Raw genomic sequence first — 17,265 nt, 5'->3', positions numbered from 1 at the left:
TGTTCAGCTTCGCCGCGTGAGCGGCTTCACCCTGGCCGAGATACGTCGCTACGCCCAACAGGCCATTGCGCCCGGCAGCCAGGTCATCAGTGATGGCCTGGGGTGTTTCCGAGCCTTCGATATCCCCACCTACGTCCATGAGCGCCACATTACCGGCGGTGGGCGTGCCAGCGTGGAGAATCCCGCGTTCAACTGGGTCAACACCCTGCTGGGTAACGTGAAAAACGCCATCACTGGCACTTACCATGCCATCCGCGGGCAGCATGCTCCACGTTACCTGGCCGAGTTCGAGTACCGCTTCAATCGGCGCTACGACCTCAAGGCCATGATCCCGCGCTTTCTAACGGTGGCGGCGAGAACGCCGCCGATGCCGTACCGGTTCCTGAAGCTGGCTGAGTCTTATGCGTAATCAGGTAAAATAAAGCATAATAGATCAATATTTCTTTAGCATATCTTCAACCGACATATTATCTTCAGCGATCATTCTTGATTTCTGAACATTGCTATCAAAATCATTTCCAAGCGCACGAAGCATTACCTTTCCCTTATCTGCCCACTGGTGGTCAAAATACCTCAGTCCGCTAGCAAGCTGCGAAATATGCTTATCCAAAAGCCCATAACAAACATCACCACCACCTTCTTCTAATGCGGAAAAAACTTCTTCAACAAACTTTCCAGAAACCTCACTTCCGAAAATTATAGTTTTAATCTGCCCCCTATGAAAATTCATAAAATCATCAGATCCATCTTTTGAAAACGTCTTAACATAACGAAGCTCTTCTTCATATCCCCAAGCTCCATCCTTGTGATAAAGAACATCTCTTTCTCTGCTGCTATTTAAGACATCTCTAAGAGATATTACCGGCTTCCCCGTATAAATCACTGGCTTTATATCTACCTTCTGCTCATCATTTGGTTGAAACCCCACACACAATCCTCTCCCACCTTGTGCATAATGCCCCCACATCAAAGGGTTGTTGTTGTTTTTAGAAAAAGAAACAGTCTTATACTTCATATATATAAGGTACTTATAGAAACTCTTAAGCACCTCACTTCTTCTTATAACAACTTCCTCAACTCCTCTCGTACTACCTCCCTTGTCAACTATTTCTTTAAGACCTTCAACTAGATTTTTATCTGACTCGATACCTTCTCCACCTGGGTTTATCGAAATTCCTTTTTCAAGAAGTTCATGAAACACCTCCAGAGACTCACTTAACCCACCTTCTCCTTTACTAAGGTCTACATCGAAATCGAATTCTCTCGCATCGTTAAGCTTTTCTTTTGATGCTGCGAAAAAAGCATTTTCCCTAAGGGCTTTGATAGTATAACAATTAGGCGGCATATATTTAAAAAACATCCTTCGCGGCCTCTATCTTTCTTTCTTTATGATTAATCTCAATCCTTTCAAGCCTTAACCCTGCTTCCTTACACACCCTATTAATAATCCTATCTCTTTTAACCCTATCCGGCCTTTCATGGCTAGGATCATCAAGCTCGAGAGCACAGAAGAACTTGAAATCTTCACGATGGCACAAAACATAATCGAAATGCCATTGGGATATCTGGCGGAACAAAGAAAGGAACTCTTTAGAGCTTTTGTGATACTTACTTATATTTGGCTGAATAAGGTCAACCACGCGAACCTGACACATGATGTAGTAACGATCCCCGTAGGCTTTCTCAAGGACCTTGTAAACATCCCGCTCAGTGGGCGACATAAGATGAGACCTGGCGACATATGCTTCTCCGCGATCCATTAGCTCTTCTGAGTAATTTCTATCTTCTGGACCTTTTTGGGCTTCTGAATGTCTGTCTCTGTCACATTCTGGCTTTGAAGTTCCAAAAACCTCTCTTCCAACTCTTTCTCCAAAACTTACCGAATCGCGGTATGACTTTCTTTTATAATCCTTTCCACTTCTTCCTTTCGAAAACCCTCCTCCGAAGATCCTCAAAAGAATTTCACGACTGTATTTTTTTATCAGGACTATAATTATCGAAAGAAAAAACCCCAAAAAAACAAAAGGTATAAGCATTCCAATTGCATCATTTATTGCTTTTTCCATTACGGTGCCTTCCTTCCTTGGAACCACCTATCCACAGCCTTCTTGGCTAGTCGGTATCCGTCCCTATTGGCTTAAGCGACTGGCGAGCCCTCTCGATCTCCGGGCTTACCTTCCCGCCAGCTTATCTCTACCTGGCCCGTCGTCAACCACATGGATTCAAGGAGCCACACAGTATGAGAGATTGTGAATTGTCGCCTACACATGAGCCTAGCATGAAGTCCTCATGGAAAACTTTGTCAGCAAGCATTCACTTTCAGTTTTTAGAGATGATGGAACGAAAGGGGGTGTGGATAACCTGAGGCTGGGGATAACACAAGCTAAAGCCGTTCACCGAAGGTGAAAGCGGTAGGCAAAAGCGAAGGAGATACAGCATAAACGAGGAGTGGCGGCAGCGCTGCGATGGTGGGCCCAGTCAGACTCGAACTGACGACCAAGGGATTATGAGTCCCCTGCTCTAACCAACTGAGCTATGGGCCCTTATCAGCGCGGGCGTATGATAGCGAATCCCGCCGGACGAGGCCAGCGGGATTCACTCTACATTAGGTCATCTTAAGGATGGTGTAGGGGGCTTCGCAGGCATGGCGCTCGTCGCGCTCATCTACGCTGCCCAGTTCCAGGTTACGGTCGTTGTCGTAGGCGACGAACAGGCGGTCGTGGTCCAGCACGGCCAGGCCCTCGGCCTTGTGCTCGAACTCAAGCGGTAGGCCTTGGGGTGTGGTCACAAGCTCCGGGTCGTGGCCGGTGCGGAAATCCTCGAGGCTCATTTGCCACAGGTAGCCGCCGATGTGCTCTACGCCATCCACTTCGTTTTCGAAGCTGGTCAGCAAGTAGAGCCTGGCGTGGTAGGGGTCGTACTCGAGGCTCGAGAGGCCACACGCAAAGCGCACGCCATCGAAGCTGTCCGGGTCGAAGGCATAGAACTCGCGCATCTCGTCGAGGAACTCGAGGTTGCCGTTCTCGGTGATCTGGTAGTGGGCGCCGACCACGCGGCTGACGTATTCGAAGTCGTCGTGGGCCTGGCCCTGTTCACGCACGCCGAACAGCAACAGGCCGTCGCCCAGCTCGCCGGGGATAGCGGCCAGCCCTTCGATCTTGTAGTACGGAAAGCCGATGGCGCCGTTGAGCTTGCCGCGAAGCTCCAGCGAGCCCTCTACCCCGTCGCGCGGGTCAGGGTCGACCACCTGCACCTGGTCGGGCTTGCCGAGCGGCCAGATCAGCAGGTGGTTGTAGTCGTTGAGGGCGTTACTGTCGGCATCCAGGCGATCAAAGCCGGTGGTGGCCAGCACGTGGCGACCATCGGCGCTCAAGGCGAAGTCTTCATACTTCACGGCCTGCTTGATCAGCGGCTGCGTGTAGTAGGTAAGCTTGCTGTCATCGGGCCCGGCATCGCTCATCGGCAGGGCGAAGCAGGCCGAGCGCTCCTCTCCGGGGATCGGCTTGTCGCTGGCCAGCAGCAGCCGCTCGCCGTCATAGACCACCGCCGAGACTTCGGCATTGACCAGCTCGCCTTTGGCATCGCGCAGGCCGGCGGGAAAGCAGTGAATGGTGCCTTGTTGCAGGATACTGGCGTGGCTCATCGCGGTGTCCTCTATAGTAAATTACGCTCAATGCCACCACGCTAACACGCCTGCCGGGAGACACCGCCAGTGTTCACACACGCTTCACCATCCGGCCGCTGGATCGCCTTTGCGGCCAGCCTCGCCCTCTTCACGCTGTTAAGCCTGCCCGCCCAGGCGGCCTGGCAACTGGAACCGGAACGCTCGACGGTTGAAGCCACGGTGGTCGAAATCACGCCCAGCGGGCCGGTGCCGCACCAGCACCGGGTGCGCGCGCTTGCGGGCAATATCAGTGAGGATGGCACCCTGCGCCTGCCGCTACGCTTGAACCAGACCGATGTGCTGGACCGCCTGGGCAGCATGCCGATATGGCTCAAGGGCGTGACCGAAACGCCGCTCGCCACGCTGGTCACCAAGCTACCGCCGGCGCGCCTGAATGCCCTGGCGGTGGGCGAGTCCTTCACCGACACGCTGCTTTTCACAGTCGATGCCGAGGGTGTGGACCGCGAAGAACCGCTGGCCCTGCGCTTCACTCGCGAGAGCGACTCTCGCATTCGTGTCGCCACCGCCGAGCGGGTGGCAGTGGATGGCCGCGAGCTGATGGCCAACCCTACCCTGCGCACCGTCTTGTTGCTGCTCGGTTACGAGCAGATCGGCGATGAAGTGCCGATGAGCCTGGACGCGACGCTGATTGATCGCTGAGCCGCTTAACTTACGCGGTCTTGCTCGCCCCTCCTCACCCTTCTACACCCGCCCTTTTCATTTTGCCTTCCCCACATTGCCGCTAACGCGCTGATGCGTTGGCGCGTTGGCGCGTTGGCGCGTTGGCGCGTTGGCGCGTTGGCGCGTTGGCGCGTTGGCGCGTTGGCGCGTTGGCGCTCAGCAGTTTAGGCCCGGCCCAGGAAGATCGCAGCATGGCAATTATGATTGATAATGCAAATAAGAAGGATTATTTTTCGTATAAAAAGACTGTGGCCACACAGCTCGAAGCTCACCACAAGCCAATCCAGGATCAATCAAGGAACTGTTTTCGACATGTCTTTCGCTATGCCACATCCCCGACCACCCTTCGCCCGCGCCATCCTGCCATTGGTCATCTGCGCTGCCATGCCGAACATGGCATTCGCTCAGTCCTCTAACAGCGGCCAGCAAGCCAATGATGCACTTGACCCCGTCGTCGTGACCGCCACGCGCAACAAGAGCCGCGAGGGAGAGACGCCCCAGAAGGTCACGATCATCACCCGCGAGCAGATCGAGCAGCAGCTGGCGATCACCCAGGACCGGGGCCAGATACTCAGCAACCTGATTCCCTCCTACTCGCCCAGCCGCCAGAAGCTCAATAATAGCGGCGAGACCTTCCGCGGACGCTCGGCGCTGTTCATGGTCGATGGTGTGCCTCAGTCCAATCCGCTACGCCCCGGCGGCCGCGATGGTTACACCATCGACCTGTCCATGGTCGAGCGCATCGAGGTGATCCACGGCGCCAGCGCCGAGCATGGTTTGGGGGCTACCGGCGGTATCATCAACTACGTGACCAAGCGCTCAGAGCCTGGCGAGGTGAACCAGCATGTCGGGGTCAGCCTCACCAGCGATGATGACGTCAGTTCCGATGGCCTGGGCTATAAGCTGGACTACCAGGTCAGTGGCCAGCAGGGTGATTGGGACTACATGGCCGGTGTGACCCAGCAGCAACGGGGCGTCTTCTACGACGGCAACGATGAGATCGTCGGCATGGCCTACCATGGCGAGATTCAGAACTCAGAGAGCTATGACCTCTTCGGCAAGCTAGGCTACTGGATCGACGAGAACCAGAACATCGAGCTCTCCGTCAACCGCTTCGATCTCGAGGTCGACGACGACTATGTACCAGTGGCCGGTGACCGCTCCGAAGGCATCGCCACCACCGCGCGCAAGGGCACCCCGGAAAGCGACCCCGGCTACAACAAGGTCACCACCGCCCGGCTGTCCTACTCGAACAGTAACTGGCTGGGCAACGAGTTGGATGCGCAGCTCTATACCCAGCGCTTCCGCGCCCAGTTCGGCGCCACCGGCCTCGGCTCTTTCCCCTACCAGAACGAGAATGGCGAGACCCGTTTCGACCACACCCGCAACGAGGCCGACAAGGTCGGTGCCAAGTTCACGCTGTCCCGGGACGGCTTGCTGAACGACCGTTTGGCCCTGACCACCGGCCTCGACCTGTTGCAGGATGAGACCCAGCAGGTGCTGGTGAAGACAGATCGCAGCTATGTGCCGGAGAGCCAGTTCCGCAATGTCGCAGCCTTCCTGCAAGGCGATTTCGACCTGACCGACTCACTGAGCCTGCACGCCGGGGTCCGCCAGGAGCATGCCGAGCTCAACGTGGACGACTACTCAACAGTGGACCGGGGCACGAGCGTCGAGAATGATCTGGTCTCGGTGGGCGGCGGCAACCCCGACTTCGACGAGACGCTGTTCAATGCCGGCATTGTCTATCAGGCAACCGACTGGGCCCAGCTCTACGCCAACTACTCGGAAGGCTTCGGCATGCCGGACGTCGGCCGGGTGCTGCGCGGCGTCAGCACCCCCGGCCAGGACGTCGACACCCTGATCGACCTCTCCCCCATCGTCACCGACAACCGTGAGGTCGGCGCCCGCTTCGACTGGGATCGCTACGGCCTCGAATTGAGCTACTACGAGTCGAATTCCGACCTCGGCCAGCGTATCGAACCCAACACCCAGGGCAACTACCAGGTTCGACGGGAAAAGAAGGAAATCCAAGGCTTCGAGATCACCGGTGACGCCCAGTTGAATGAGGCCCACCAGCTGCGGCTCTCCTATACCCATGCAGAGGGCAAGTACGATGATGACGGCGACGGCAGCGTCGACACCAAGCTGTCCGGCCGCGAACTCGCCCCGGACACCCTGAAGCTTGGCTGGAACGCCGCTTGGAACCAGAAACTCTCCTCGCACCTGCAGTACAGCTATTACCGTGATCGCAGCTTCGACGACGAGGAGTTCGAGTTCGACGGCTACGGCCTGATCGACGCCTCCCTGGCTTATCGGCTGCCGGTGGGACGCGCCAGCCTGGGTGTAGAGAACGTCACCGACGAGGACTACTTCACCTACTACTCTCAGTCGTACCCCCAGTCGTCCCTGCTTGAAGACGATCTGTACTTCAAGGGCCGGGGCCGTACATTCACACTGGGCTACCAGGTCGATTTCTAAGCCGAAACGGCCACACGCCTAGCGACAAGACGCATGGTCTAGCAACAAAGCGGCGCCCCTGAGGCGCCGCTTTGCTATGGCCTGTCGGCCAGTGACGTATTACGTCGACGCCTTTTCTTACACCAGATTCTCATTTGATAACGCTTTGCATTTATCTTTCCTCCGTGACATTATTTCCCTCCTCTATATCTCACGCAGTGGCGTTCTGCCCGCCAGACGCCCCTGTTTTCAACGACGCTCCACGACGTGAATGACCATGCCGAATGCGTCAGTGCATGGCGGGAAGGTGCTGTTCAGTGTGCTGCTGGGGACCTTTACCGTCAGCCTCAATAACAGCGCCCTGAACCTTGCCGTGGCCGAGCTGATGGCGACCTTCGATGCCCGCGCCACCCAGGTGAGCTGGGTGGTGACGCTGTTCATGATCGCCATGGGCATGACCATGCCGCTGACCGGCTACCTGGCCGATCGCGTTGGTCGCAAACGCATCTACCTGCTGGGCCTGTGGGGCTTTTTGGCGGGTTCCGCGCTTGGTGCCATGGCCCCGAGCCTGGCCATCATCATCGTCGCGCGCGGGCTACAGGGCGTGGCGGCAGGGCTGATGATTCCGCTGTCTCTGTCGCTGATCTTTTCTGCCTATCCAAGCGACCAGCGAGGCCGTGCCAGTGGCATCTGGGGCTTCGCGGTGATGATCGCCCCGGCCATCGGCCCAAGCGTCGGCGGCCTGTTGCTCGAGATCAGCCACTGGCGGGCGCTGTTCCTGATGAACATGCCGTTCGCGGTGCTGGGGCTCGCGTGCGGCTATCGCTATCTTGAGGCGGAACCCGCCAATCACCAACGCCGCTTCGATCTGCCCGGCTTTGCGCTGATCACCATCGGGATGGGCGCCGTGCTGTTCTCGCTCAGCCGGGTGGAAACGCCGACGGACCTTCTCCACGCCGGATCCCTGCTGCCACTCGCCACCGGCCTCCTGGCGCTGGCGGCCTTCGTGCGCGTCGAGCGAGGCGCCGATGCGCCCCTGCTCGATCTCGGCCTATTTGCCCATCGCGGCTATCGGCTCAGCGTCGTCCTGGCCTGCCTGCAGGCGATCATCCTGTTCGGTTGCATCCTGCTGGTGCCGCTGTGGATGCAGAATGCGCTCGGCTTCGGCCCGCTGGAAACCGGCCTGGTGTTCCTGGCCACGGCAGTTGCTGCCGCCTGCTGCTCACCTATCGCAGGACGCCTGATTGACCGCTACCCGCCACAGTGGTGCATCGGCATCGGGCTCACGATCACCATGGCCAGCCTCGCGGGGCTCGCCACCCTGACCGAGGCCACCCCGGTATGGATGATCGCGGCCTGGATGGGCCTGCGAGGCCTCGGCCTGGGCTGCGCCTACCTGCCCTCCACCACGGTGGGTATCAAGGCGCTGCCCGAGCACCATGTCGCCCAGGCCTCGGCCATGAACAACATGGCCAGGCGCCTGGTGTCTTCACTGGGAATCGTCGCGCTCTCCCTCTACTACGACATGGCCGTCACGACCGCGCTTGGACAGGGGCTTTCCTATGCCGAGGCGAGCGCCGCCGCGCTCCATCATGCCTTCCTCGCCCTGGCGGCGATCGCCGTGCTCTGTCTGCCGCTGGCCTGGCGCCTCGGTCACGCTTCGGGGGATACGGCATCAACCGCTACAGAGCCGGCGCCCCCGCTACAGACCGCATCCCCCAGGAGGACGCAATGAATACCCGTGCCAGAACCCGACGCCACTGGCTTGCGGCGCTACTGGCCGTTGCCACGGCGCTGGCCATCAGCGACAGCGCTGCCGGCGACGGGCGCAGCGTGGCCAATGCGTTCGGCGATACACAGGTTCCCGCCGCTGCGCAACGCGTTGTCACCCTTTATCAGGGCGCCACGGATAGCGCGGTGGCGCTGGGGATCACGCCGGTCGGTGTTGTCGATTCCTGGCTCGAGAAGCCCATGTACCGCTACCTGCGTGATGCACTCTCAGGCGTGGAGCACATCGGCCTGGAGACCCAGCCCAACCTGGAGAAGATCGCCTGGCTGGACCCGGACTTGATCGTCGCCACCCGCTTTCGCCACGAGCGGGTCCGACCGCTACTTGAAAAGATCGCGCCGACGGTCGCCACCGACAGCGTCTTCGACTTCAAGGCAAGCCTTGAACTGATGGCCGAGGCCACCGGCCGCGAGCCCCGGGCGCGCGCACTACTCGAGGACTGGGACAAACGGGTGACAGACTTTCGCCGGCAAATCGCCGAGGCGCTGGGTGATGCCTGGCCGCAGAAGGCCGCCGTGGTCCGCTTCAAGAGCGACCATGTGCGTATCTACTCCACCGGATTCGCCGGTTCCATTCTGAATGAGCTGGGCTTCGAGCAGCCCACCTCGGTGCAGGACCAGGGCTGGGGCATGAAGCTGACCAGCGAGGAAAACATTCCGGTCATGAATGCCGACGTGATCTTCGTGCTTCTGGAGCCGGACGACCCCGCCATTGCCGAGAACTACCGGCACTGGCGCTCGCATCCCCTCTGGCAGCGACTCGACGCCGTGCAGCGCGGCCGGGTCTACGAGGTGGACCCGGTCGACTGGATCATGGGCGGCGGCATTCTGGCCGCCAATGCCATGCTGGATGACCTCTACGCCCACTATGGGCTTGAGCCGAGCCCCGGAGACACCTTGGCAAACCCCGCTACGCCGACATCAGCACAGACGAATCCCGCCCGGGCATGCACCGGCAACTCTGATGCGGTTGACCTTTCCCCGACCGAGGCGCCCGCCGCATGCTGAGCCGTCGTTTTTCACGCAGCGCAGGCCTGCTGCTGGGCCTGGCGATAGTCGCGGCGGCCTTCGCGGCAAGCGTCATGCTGGGCAGCACCGAGATCGCCCCACTGACCTTCGTTAAGGCGCTACTGCATTACGACCCCTCGCAGGTCGCGCACATCATCATCCTTAAAGAGAGGCTGCCGCGGGCGGTGATCGCCGCGCTGGTCGGCGCGAGCCTGGCCATTGCCGGTGCCCTGATGCAGACCATGACCCGCAACCCGCTGGCCTCGCCGAGCCTTCTGGGCATCAACGCCGGGGCCATGTTCTTCGTGGTGATCGCGGTCTCGCTGCTGCCCCTGCATACCCCGGGCGAATATATCTGGGCGGCACTGCTGGGGGCCCTGGTTGCCGCGGGCCTGGTGGTGGTGCTGAGTCGCGGTCAACAGGGGGAGCTCTCGCCGCTACGCGTGGTGCTTGCCGGCGTGGCGATCACCGCCATGTTCGTCTCGTTCAGCCAGGGCCTGTTGATCATCGACCAGCAGAGCTTCGAGAGCGTGCTCTACTGGCTGGCGGGCTCCGTGTCCGGGCGCGAGCTGTCGCTGGTGGTGCCGCTGCTGCCGTTCTTTGCCATCGCCCTGCTGCTGTGCGCGCTGCTGGTGCGCCACGCCAATGCCCTGATGCTCGGAGATGACATGGTCAAGGGCCTGGGCATGCGCGCCGGCACCATCAAGCTACTGCTCGGCCTCGCGGTGATTCTGCTCGCCGGCAGTTCGGTGGCGCTTGCCGGCATGATCGGTTTCGTGGGGCTGATCGTGCCGCACATGGCGCGGGGCCTCTTCGGCGTCGACCACCGCTGGCTGCTGCCGGCCTGTGCCCTGCTGGGGGCGAGCCTGTTGCTGCTGGCCGATGTGGCCTCACGCTTCCTGATGGCCCCGCAGGATGTGCCGGTGGGCGTGATGACCGCTATGATCGGCACGCCCTTCTTCATCTATCTGGCACGCAGGAAACAGGCCTGACCATGACCCCTTCTCTGTCCTCTTCCCTGCGACAGGCCGGCAGCGACAGCGCCGCCCGTCTCATGACGCGCCCCGTGATCATCAGCGCCCTGCTCACTCTACTGTTGCTGGCAAGCATCGCTTTGTCGCTCACGCTTGGCAGCTTCCCGACCGCGTTCGGAGACGTCACCAAGGCGCTGGTCGCGCCGCAGGATAGCGACATCGCCTTCATCGTCTGGGAACTGCGTCTGCCGCGCATCCTGCTGGCGGTGCTGGTGGGCGCGGCCCTGGCCGTGGCCGGCGCTATCCTCCAGGGCATCGTGCGCAACCCGCTGGCCTCGCCAGACGTGATCGGCATCACCAGCGGTGCGGCCATGGCCGCGGTGGTATTTCTGGCGCTTTTCGGCACCGGCCTGAGCATCCATTGGTTGCCGGCCTCGGCACTGCTCGGGGCGCTGCTCTCGGCCCTGCTGGTCTTCCTGCTGGCCTGGCGGCACGGCATCACGCCCACGCGCATGGTGCTGGTCGGCATCGGGCTCTCCGCGGCGATGGGCGCCGTGACCACGCTGTTGATCGTGATCAGCGACGATGCCGCCGCCATGGTCGCCTATGTGTGGCTGACCGGCAGCCTCTACGCCGCCCAGTGGCAGGACGTGCTCGGCATGCTGCCCTGGCTACTGGTCGCCGTTCCGCTGTGCCTCACCCAGGCACGGCAGATGGACGCCATGGCGCTCGGTGACCAAGTGGCTCAGGGGCTCGGCGTCAACGTACTGCGCAGCCGGCTTTTGCTGATGGCCTGCAGCGTGGCCCTGGCCGGTGCGGCCGTCGCCTTCGCCGGCGGGCTCAGCTTCGTGGGCCTGATCGCGCCCCATATCGCCGCCCGCCTGGTCGGGCGAAGCTTCACCCGGCTGGTGCCCATCGCTGGCCTGGTGGGGGCCCTGATCGTGCTCTACGCCGACCTGCTCGGCCGCGTGGCCTTCCTGCCCAAGGACCTGCCCGCCGGCATCTTCGTCTCCGGGGTGGGCGCGCCCTTCTTCGTCTATCTGCTGCACCGAACGCGTTATCACCGTCACTGAGACTCCGTCACTGAGACACCGTTAACGGGCACCGGGAACGAGGCGAAGCGAGGGTCTTTTGCCACGGCCGGAAGGTATTGCTTTCCATTACCCACAGCAGCGCAAGGAGTGCCGATGTTTCATATCGTCCCCCGCCAGGACACCGTCACAGCGCAACAACGCCAGCGCTATCAAGCCCTCGCCACCTCCACCCTGGGGCACTTCACCGATTTCGGTGCCATCACCTCGCTTTCTCCTCTCGTGCGCCCCACGCGGCTGCTTGGCACGGCCCTGACGGTCAGGATTCCCCACCTGGACGGCAGCATCATCAAAGAAGCGCTGAAGCTGGCCTGCCCCGGCGATGTGCTGGTCATCGACGTGTCTGGCGACCACCACCGGGCCTGCTGGGGCGAGTTTCGTGCCTATGCGGCCCTGCGCAAGCAGCTCGCCGGCATCATCACCAACGGCGCCATCACCGACCACGATGCCCTGTCCCGGCTGCCCCTGCCCACCTATGCGCGGACGACCAGCCCCCTGACCACCCGGGCGCTGGAACTCGAAGGCGAGATCAACGTCCCGGTCGCCATCGACGGCACCGTGATCAGCCCCGGCGACCTGGTGCTCGGCGACGATGACGGTCTTTTCGTGGTCCCGCCGCATCGCGCCGACGCCCTGGCCGAGGCCGCCGAGGCCAAGCAGGTCCAGGAGGAAGAGAAGCGCCGTGCCTTGGCCGCCGACTTCCCCGAGTGGTTCCGCTGAGGGCGCCGCCGCCTAACATTTACCCAAAAAGCACACCGCCCGACGAGGTGTCGGGCGGTGTGCGTCTCAGGCTTGGGCGTGGATTACCTCAGCCCAGGGTCAGTCCCTAGGACAGCGCTTCGGCGGATAGCCCTTCAGACAGACCTTCAGATAGCTCATCGGCAAGTGCCTCACCTGAAGCGACGTCAGCCGACTGCCTGACCCTGACGAAGGGGTTGCAGGTCGCGCTGGTACCGAAGGGCATGCTGCCGGGCCCACCGGCACGCTCGATGATCGGCGCGATGAGCCGCTTGTAGGGCCACTGTTCCCGCTCAAAGAGCGCCACCTTGAGCATGCCGCGATCATGCGCATCGAAGGGAAGCGCATCGATACAGGCCTCGAGGCGCGTCGCCATCTCCTGCCACAGCACATGGCGCGACAAGGCGTAGTGATCCGCCAGACTGTCGATGATCGCGCGCAGATTGACCTGGATGGCCAGCGTCTGCAGCCAGAACAGTAGTTCCTCGAGGCTATCGTGATACAGGGTGTTGGCGTGGCCGGGCTTGATGCAGTAGCCGGGGTCCTGCATGCCGTGGTGCTCGAGGTGCGCGACGCAGATGCGCAGGGAGTCGTGGTCGCGCAAGAGTAGCCCTTGGCAGCGGCCGTCTCTGAACACCAGCACCGCATTCTGGCCATGCACTTCCGCCAGCATGCCGAGCCGGAACATGCGCAGGTTGATGTCGAAGAATGTCTCGCAAAGCTCGCCGAACAGCGCCTGCACCGAGCACGCATTCGCCGCCAGGCCACGCTGCTCAAGCCAGTCGTCGAACACATGATGCTCGTCCCCCGGCAAAGGCGTGCCCAGCGTGGCCATGGGCACCAGCCGCACACTCGGGTCGTCCAGCAGCGCACGGGGATAGGTGCGTACCATGGCGGACAGATGCCGGGGGGCCTCGTCGAACAGGGTCGCGTCCTCCGGCATATAGGCCCACCACTTGGCCTCGTCGCACAGGTAGAGCCCCTCAGCGAGCCGGGTGTCCTTCTGCCTGGCCTGGTGCAGCAGGCGGGCACTGAGATCGCCATTGAACATCTTGACCGCCGGCAGGTAGCGCGAGGCGCCGAGCGAATGGATGGCCATGGGCAGCTTCAGGAAGTGCGGGCTCGCCGTGGTCGGCGCCAGCGAGCGCAGCGAGGAGGTCGCAAGCCAGGGCGTCGTGGCCGCATCCAGCGAGACACAGTCACCCGATGCGAAGGCCGTATCCAGCCACTGGGGAAGCGCGTGGTCGTGCTGCCAGGGATGCACGGGAATGGCAATGTGAGTGTGGGCCAGGCCGCGCGTGGCCATCTCCTCGTCGAGCGCGCGACGCTCCTCCTCACTGACAAGCCACTGCACCGGCGCGGGACAGGCCTCATCGACGCCGGCCCCGGTCATCACCCGGTCGCGAGCCATCGCCACCCAGCGCAAGGTAACGGGGGCATTGAACTCGGCCATGTAGGCGCGATATTCCGGCTCATCGAGGCCCTGTTTGGCCTTCGCCGTGGGATGAAAGGGCCGGTCGAGCAGCGAGGCCCACTGCTCCATGATCGCGAAGTGCTCGGCCGTGCCACGCGAGGGAAGATCGTGAGTCTCTACCCGATGATCCATGGAGCTCTCCGCCTGCCAGAGGCTGTCTGCCAAGGCCTGGAGGAAAACCCGCTGACCCTGACTCAGGGCCGGCTGGTCGCCTCCGGTGACGGCGCCGAAGACGTATCGCATGAAGGCGACGGGGTCGAGGGACGTCCACTCCCCACTCTCGTGATGCAGCACGATCACCGGGGTGTGAGGCACTTTCTGCCACGCCTGAGCGATGCCGGGGCAAAGCAGCATGACGATGTCGTGATGCTGATCCTGTGGCAGTTGCCAGAAGCACGTCTCACTATCACCGAGGTAGGGGCGGAAAGCCGCCAGGTCTGCAAGCCTGGCATCGGCTGTTTGCGCGTCCTGCCAGCTCGCCCCCAGGTCATCCAGCAGGCCTTCGACCAGCAGACCATCCACCAGCGATTGCATGATCTGCGCCTGGGCATGGCGCTTGGCATCAGGAGATTTCATGGTCGTGCGCTCCATTGAGGTAACGGGAACAGACGTCTCGGCAGACGTATCGCAGTGAGCGGTATTGGATCGAGACACAGCGGGTGCCTTTTCAAGTGATGAACTCATGAATTGGCGCCCTCGCTTTCCACCGACGCCATCGCGTCGCTCTCCACCGGCGCCGTAGCCTCGCCGAGCGCTCGCTGCAGGGCGCGAAAAGCGATGCCTCGCTCGTCGCCGAGCATGAAGGCGCCAACGCCACGGGCCTGCCAGCGGGCCTTGGCCGCCGCGTGACGCAGGAAGGCGCAATAGGGCACCTTCTGCTCGCTTGCCACGCGCTGAACCCGCTCCAGCGCCTTTACGACATCGGGGTGTTCGGGCTGCCAGGTCACGCCCAGCGACTGGGACAGATCCGCCGCCCCTTCCAGCACCATGTCGAGGCCCGGCACCGCGCAGATCGCCTCGATGTTGGCAACGCCCTGGCGGCTCTCGATCATGGCGATCATCATGACCTCCCGGTTGGCCTCGACGACGTACTCGGCGAGCGAGGCCTTGCCGAAGGCGCCGGGCCGCCCGGCATTGAGGCTGCGCTCACCTTGCGGGGCGTACTTGCAGGCGACCATGGCGCGCTCGAGGGTCGCGGCGTCTTCCACGTTAGGCAGCACGATGCCCTGAGCGCCGCCGTCGAGAAGGCGCAACAGGGTCTTGGGGTCGGCATCCGCCACGCGTACCAGGGGCGTCAGCCGATAGCCCTCGGCGGTACGGATCATGTGCTCGACGGTTTCCGGGTTGATCAGCACGTGTTCGGTGTCGATCACCACGAAATCGAAGCCCGCCTCGGCGATCAGTTCGATGGAGGCGGCGGTCGGCATCGAGGCCATGATGCCGTGGACGTCTCGCCCCTCGGCCAGCGCCCACTTGAGTCGGTTGGTCCTCAGCATGCGGCCTCCTCGTCCGGCGCGAAGGCCGCCAACGGATTGGGAACATATTCGACCTGGGGATCATCGTCACCAAAGAGGCGACGCCGGGTCAGGGCTTCCACTTCCCAGCGGGGGGGGAAAACATCGAAACAGCGATAACGCCTCTCGTGCTGTGGATGGGCACGCTGGTAGGCCTTGACCTCATCCGCCGCCATGGCCCAGAAGTGGGACTCGTCCAGTCCGAAATGTCGCTGCAGGAAGATCGCCATTTCCGCCAGGGCGATGAAGAAGAAGGCGTCGCAGGAGTAGTCGCGAACCGCCTCCGGGTCATCGGTCACGATGAAGGAGTTGCGATTGAGGGCGGCATGGCGCTCGGGTATGGGCTCCAGGGCCGGCGCCAGCTCGGGGCGAGCTAGGTGCGCGGGACTGAAGCGCACACCATCGTGAAGGTCCTTGAGCGCCACCCGTAGTGGCCAACCGTCGCGATGAATGACCACGATGTTCTGGCCATGGGACTCCATTCCCACGCCTTCGGCGAACAGCAGGTGGATGATCGGCCAGGTGGCGACATGCACCAGCTGCCGGGTCCAGGCGTCCAGACCGTAGCGCTCGACCCAGGGCGCGATGAAGGGACTGGCAGGCAGCCCATCGGCGTCGCGAGTGAACTGGCTCAGCCCGTTGAAGGGAACGGCTCGCTCGCCGTCGTCGAGGAAGGCACCGATGTTCTGACGCCAGATGGCACCGACCTTGCCGTACACCGCGTGATAACGCCTGTCTGGGAAGGCGCGCTCGTCCAGCGCCACGCCGGCCACCTCGCCAAGGATCACGAAGCCCGCGGCCCTGGCCGCCTCGTCGGTCGCAATGAGCCGCTGCAGCCATTCGGTGATGATCGGCCCATTGGCGACCGTATGACGCGCCAGAATGCGTGTGCTTGAGGTGTTGGTGATGTTCATCGCCAACTTGAGATAGGGGCGCTGCGTGTCCTGTGGGGCCAGGGTGCGAATCGACTGTTGGGCGGTGTAGACCGTCTCGCCCTCACCGAGCCAGGCGATCTCGCCGCTGGCAAGCTCGGGGTAGAGCGCTGCCACCAGCGCGTTCTCCCATTGCCAGGGGTGCACCGGCATCAACACCACCTCGTCACGCGCCAGCTGGCGCCGGGCGAGGTAGTCATCAAGGCTCGCCAACACGCGCGGACCGGCCTCGTCGGCCAGCCGCTCGGCGAGCGCCTCGCCGCCGACAGCGCCACGATGCGCCAGGTGCCTGGGCACCGCCAGCCAGGCGACCCTCAACGGCTGGGCGAACTCCGGTCCGTAGCGCTGGTTGTCGCGCAGTGAGAAGCCGAGCCGTGACTTGTAGCAGGGGTGATAGCTGTGCGCGTCGGTGAAGTACTGCTCCAGAGCATCGGCGCTCAGCGTCTGGGGGGCCTCGTCAAGCGACAGCGGCCAGGCCGATGATTGCACGTCCTTGATCAGGGTCTGGGTGAGCTCATTGACGAAGCCGGGCTGGATCGCCCCATCACCAAGCGCTACCTCCAGGTCTTCAAGGAACTTCTCAAGGCTCACCGACGCCTGCATATCCTCCTTGTCCTCGACTATCAGAGAAGCATGCGCGAGGCGGATCAGCCGGAAGCTGTGACATTGCCAGCCGCTGACCCGATAGCGACGCTCGCCAAGCGTCAGGGAAAAGATCGTAGTGCCGCTGGCGTCCGCCTCCGGCGCGGCGACGGTCTCATAGGGCAGCACGTCCTCGTAGAGCAGGGTCTGCAATAGCTGGCCGACCACACGTTGCTCGATACGGGCGTGATGACGCCAGGCCGAGGCATGAGCAAAGGGCGTAGCGATGGTGGACGACGCATCGGCGTTATCGTCGCCGGCCGCGACCAGCGGCCTGACACGTTCATGGGATGACATGA

At 61.9% G+C, this 17,265-nt stretch carries 14 protein-coding genes and 1 tRNA gene; 8 read left to right on the top strand and 7 right to left on the bottom strand.

Features of this window, described 5'->3' with window-relative positions; genetic code table 11:
* The coding region (locus tag HF027_RS12255; RefSeq protein ID WP_168016072.1) for an IS1595 family transposase at positions 1-409 on the top strand (409 nt) is incomplete at its 5' end.
* 24 nt (positions 410-433) lie between these two features.
* On the opposite strand, the gene HF027_RS12250 is transcribed toward HF027_RS12255, so the two are convergent.
* From HF027_RS12250 to HF027_RS12235, 4 genes are all read right to left on the bottom strand, one after another.
* Complete coding sequence (locus tag HF027_RS12250) at positions 434-1,345, bottom strand: DUF2971 domain-containing protein (RefSeq protein WP_168016070.1); 912 nt, start codon at positions 1,343-1,345, stop codon at positions 434-436.
* A 4-nt stretch (positions 1,346-1,349) separates the two neighbouring features.
* Positions 1,350-2,066, bottom strand: coding sequence for a DUF2726 domain-containing protein (locus tag HF027_RS12245; protein ID WP_168016068.1), 717 nt, complete (start codon positions 2,064-2,066; stop codon positions 1,350-1,352).
* A 400-nt stretch (positions 2,067-2,466) separates the two neighbouring features.
* A tRNA-Ile gene (locus HF027_RS12240) sits at positions 2,467-2,543 on the bottom strand.
* A 62-nt stretch (positions 2,544-2,605) separates the two neighbouring features.
* Positions 2,606-3,643, bottom strand: coding sequence for a hypothetical protein (locus tag HF027_RS12235; RefSeq protein WP_168016066.1), 1,038 nt, complete (start codon positions 3,641-3,643; stop codon positions 2,606-2,608).
* 69 nt (positions 3,644-3,712) lie between these two features.
* On the opposite strand from HF027_RS12235, the gene HF027_RS12230 reads away from it, so the two are divergent.
* From HF027_RS12230 to HF027_RS12200, 7 genes are all read left to right on the top strand, one after another.
* Positions 3,713-4,324, top strand: a complete 612-nt coding sequence (locus HF027_RS12230) for a hypothetical protein (protein WP_245184783.1) — start codon at positions 3,713-3,715, stop codon at positions 4,322-4,324.
* Positions 4,325-4,729: 405 nt separating this feature from the next.
* Positions 4,730-6,826, top strand: a complete 2,097-nt coding sequence (locus tag HF027_RS12225) for a TonB-dependent receptor (protein ID WP_425338674.1) — start codon at positions 4,730-4,732, stop codon at positions 6,824-6,826.
* Positions 6,827-7,082: 256 nt separating this feature from the next.
* Positions 7,083-8,540 (top strand): DHA2 family efflux MFS transporter permease subunit, encoded by a 1,458-nt coding sequence (locus tag HF027_RS12220; protein ID WP_168016064.1) that lies wholly within the window; start codon positions 7,083-7,085, stop codon positions 8,538-8,540.
* Positions 8,537-9,601 (top strand): ABC transporter substrate-binding protein, encoded by a 1,065-nt coding sequence (locus tag HF027_RS12215; protein ID WP_168016062.1) that lies wholly within the window; start codon positions 8,537-8,539, stop codon positions 9,599-9,601. Before HF027_RS12220 ends, HF027_RS12215 begins: the two co-directional genes overlap by 4 nt.
* Positions 9,595-10,593 carry a FecCD family ABC transporter permease gene (locus tag HF027_RS12210; RefSeq protein ID WP_168016060.1) on the top strand — a complete coding sequence of 333 codons (999 nt, stop codon included), beginning with the start codon at positions 9,595-9,597 and terminating at the stop codon, positions 10,591-10,593. Before HF027_RS12215 ends, HF027_RS12210 begins: the two co-directional genes overlap by 7 nt.
* 2 nt (positions 10,594-10,595) lie before the next feature.
* Positions 10,596-11,648, top strand: a complete 1,053-nt coding sequence (locus HF027_RS12205) for an iron ABC transporter permease (RefSeq protein WP_168016058.1) — start codon at positions 10,596-10,598, stop codon at positions 11,646-11,648.
* A gap of 114 nt (positions 11,649-11,762) precedes the next feature.
* Positions 11,763-12,386: an RraA family protein gene (locus HF027_RS12200; protein WP_168016056.1), complete on the top strand. Its 624-nt coding sequence runs from the start codon at positions 11,763-11,765 to the stop codon at positions 12,384-12,386.
* 106 nt (positions 12,387-12,492) lie between these two features.
* Here the strand turns inward: HF027_RS12200 and HF027_RS12195 are convergent, their stop codons facing one another.
* Genes HF027_RS12195 through HF027_RS12185 form a run of 3 tightly spaced genes read right to left on the bottom strand, consistent with a single transcriptional unit; the run spans position 12,493 to position 17,263 of the window.
* Complete coding sequence (locus HF027_RS12195) at positions 12,493-14,562, bottom strand: IucA/IucC family protein (protein ID WP_245184781.1); 2,070 nt, start codon at positions 14,560-14,562, stop codon at positions 12,493-12,495.
* On the bottom strand, positions 14,559-15,374 hold the full coding sequence (locus tag HF027_RS12190) for an HpcH/HpaI aldolase family protein (RefSeq protein ID WP_168016054.1): 816 nt from the start codon (positions 15,372-15,374) through the stop codon (positions 14,559-14,561). Before HF027_RS12190 ends, HF027_RS12195 begins: the two co-directional genes overlap by 4 nt.
* Positions 15,368-17,263, bottom strand: coding sequence for an IucA/IucC family protein (locus HF027_RS12185; protein ID WP_168016052.1), 1,896 nt, complete (start codon positions 17,261-17,263; stop codon positions 15,368-15,370). The genes HF027_RS12190 and HF027_RS12185 overlap by 7 nt, the downstream gene beginning before the upstream one ends.
* Positions 17,264-17,265 lie beyond the last annotated feature (2 nt).

It is taken from the genome of Halomonas salinarum, from assembly GCF_012062845.1.
GTDB lineage: Bacteria > Pseudomonadota > Gammaproteobacteria > Pseudomonadales > Halomonadaceae > Onishia > Onishia salinarum.
Note: the sequence above shows the minus strand (reverse complement) of the source record. Positions and strands in the feature narration are given on the sequence as shown.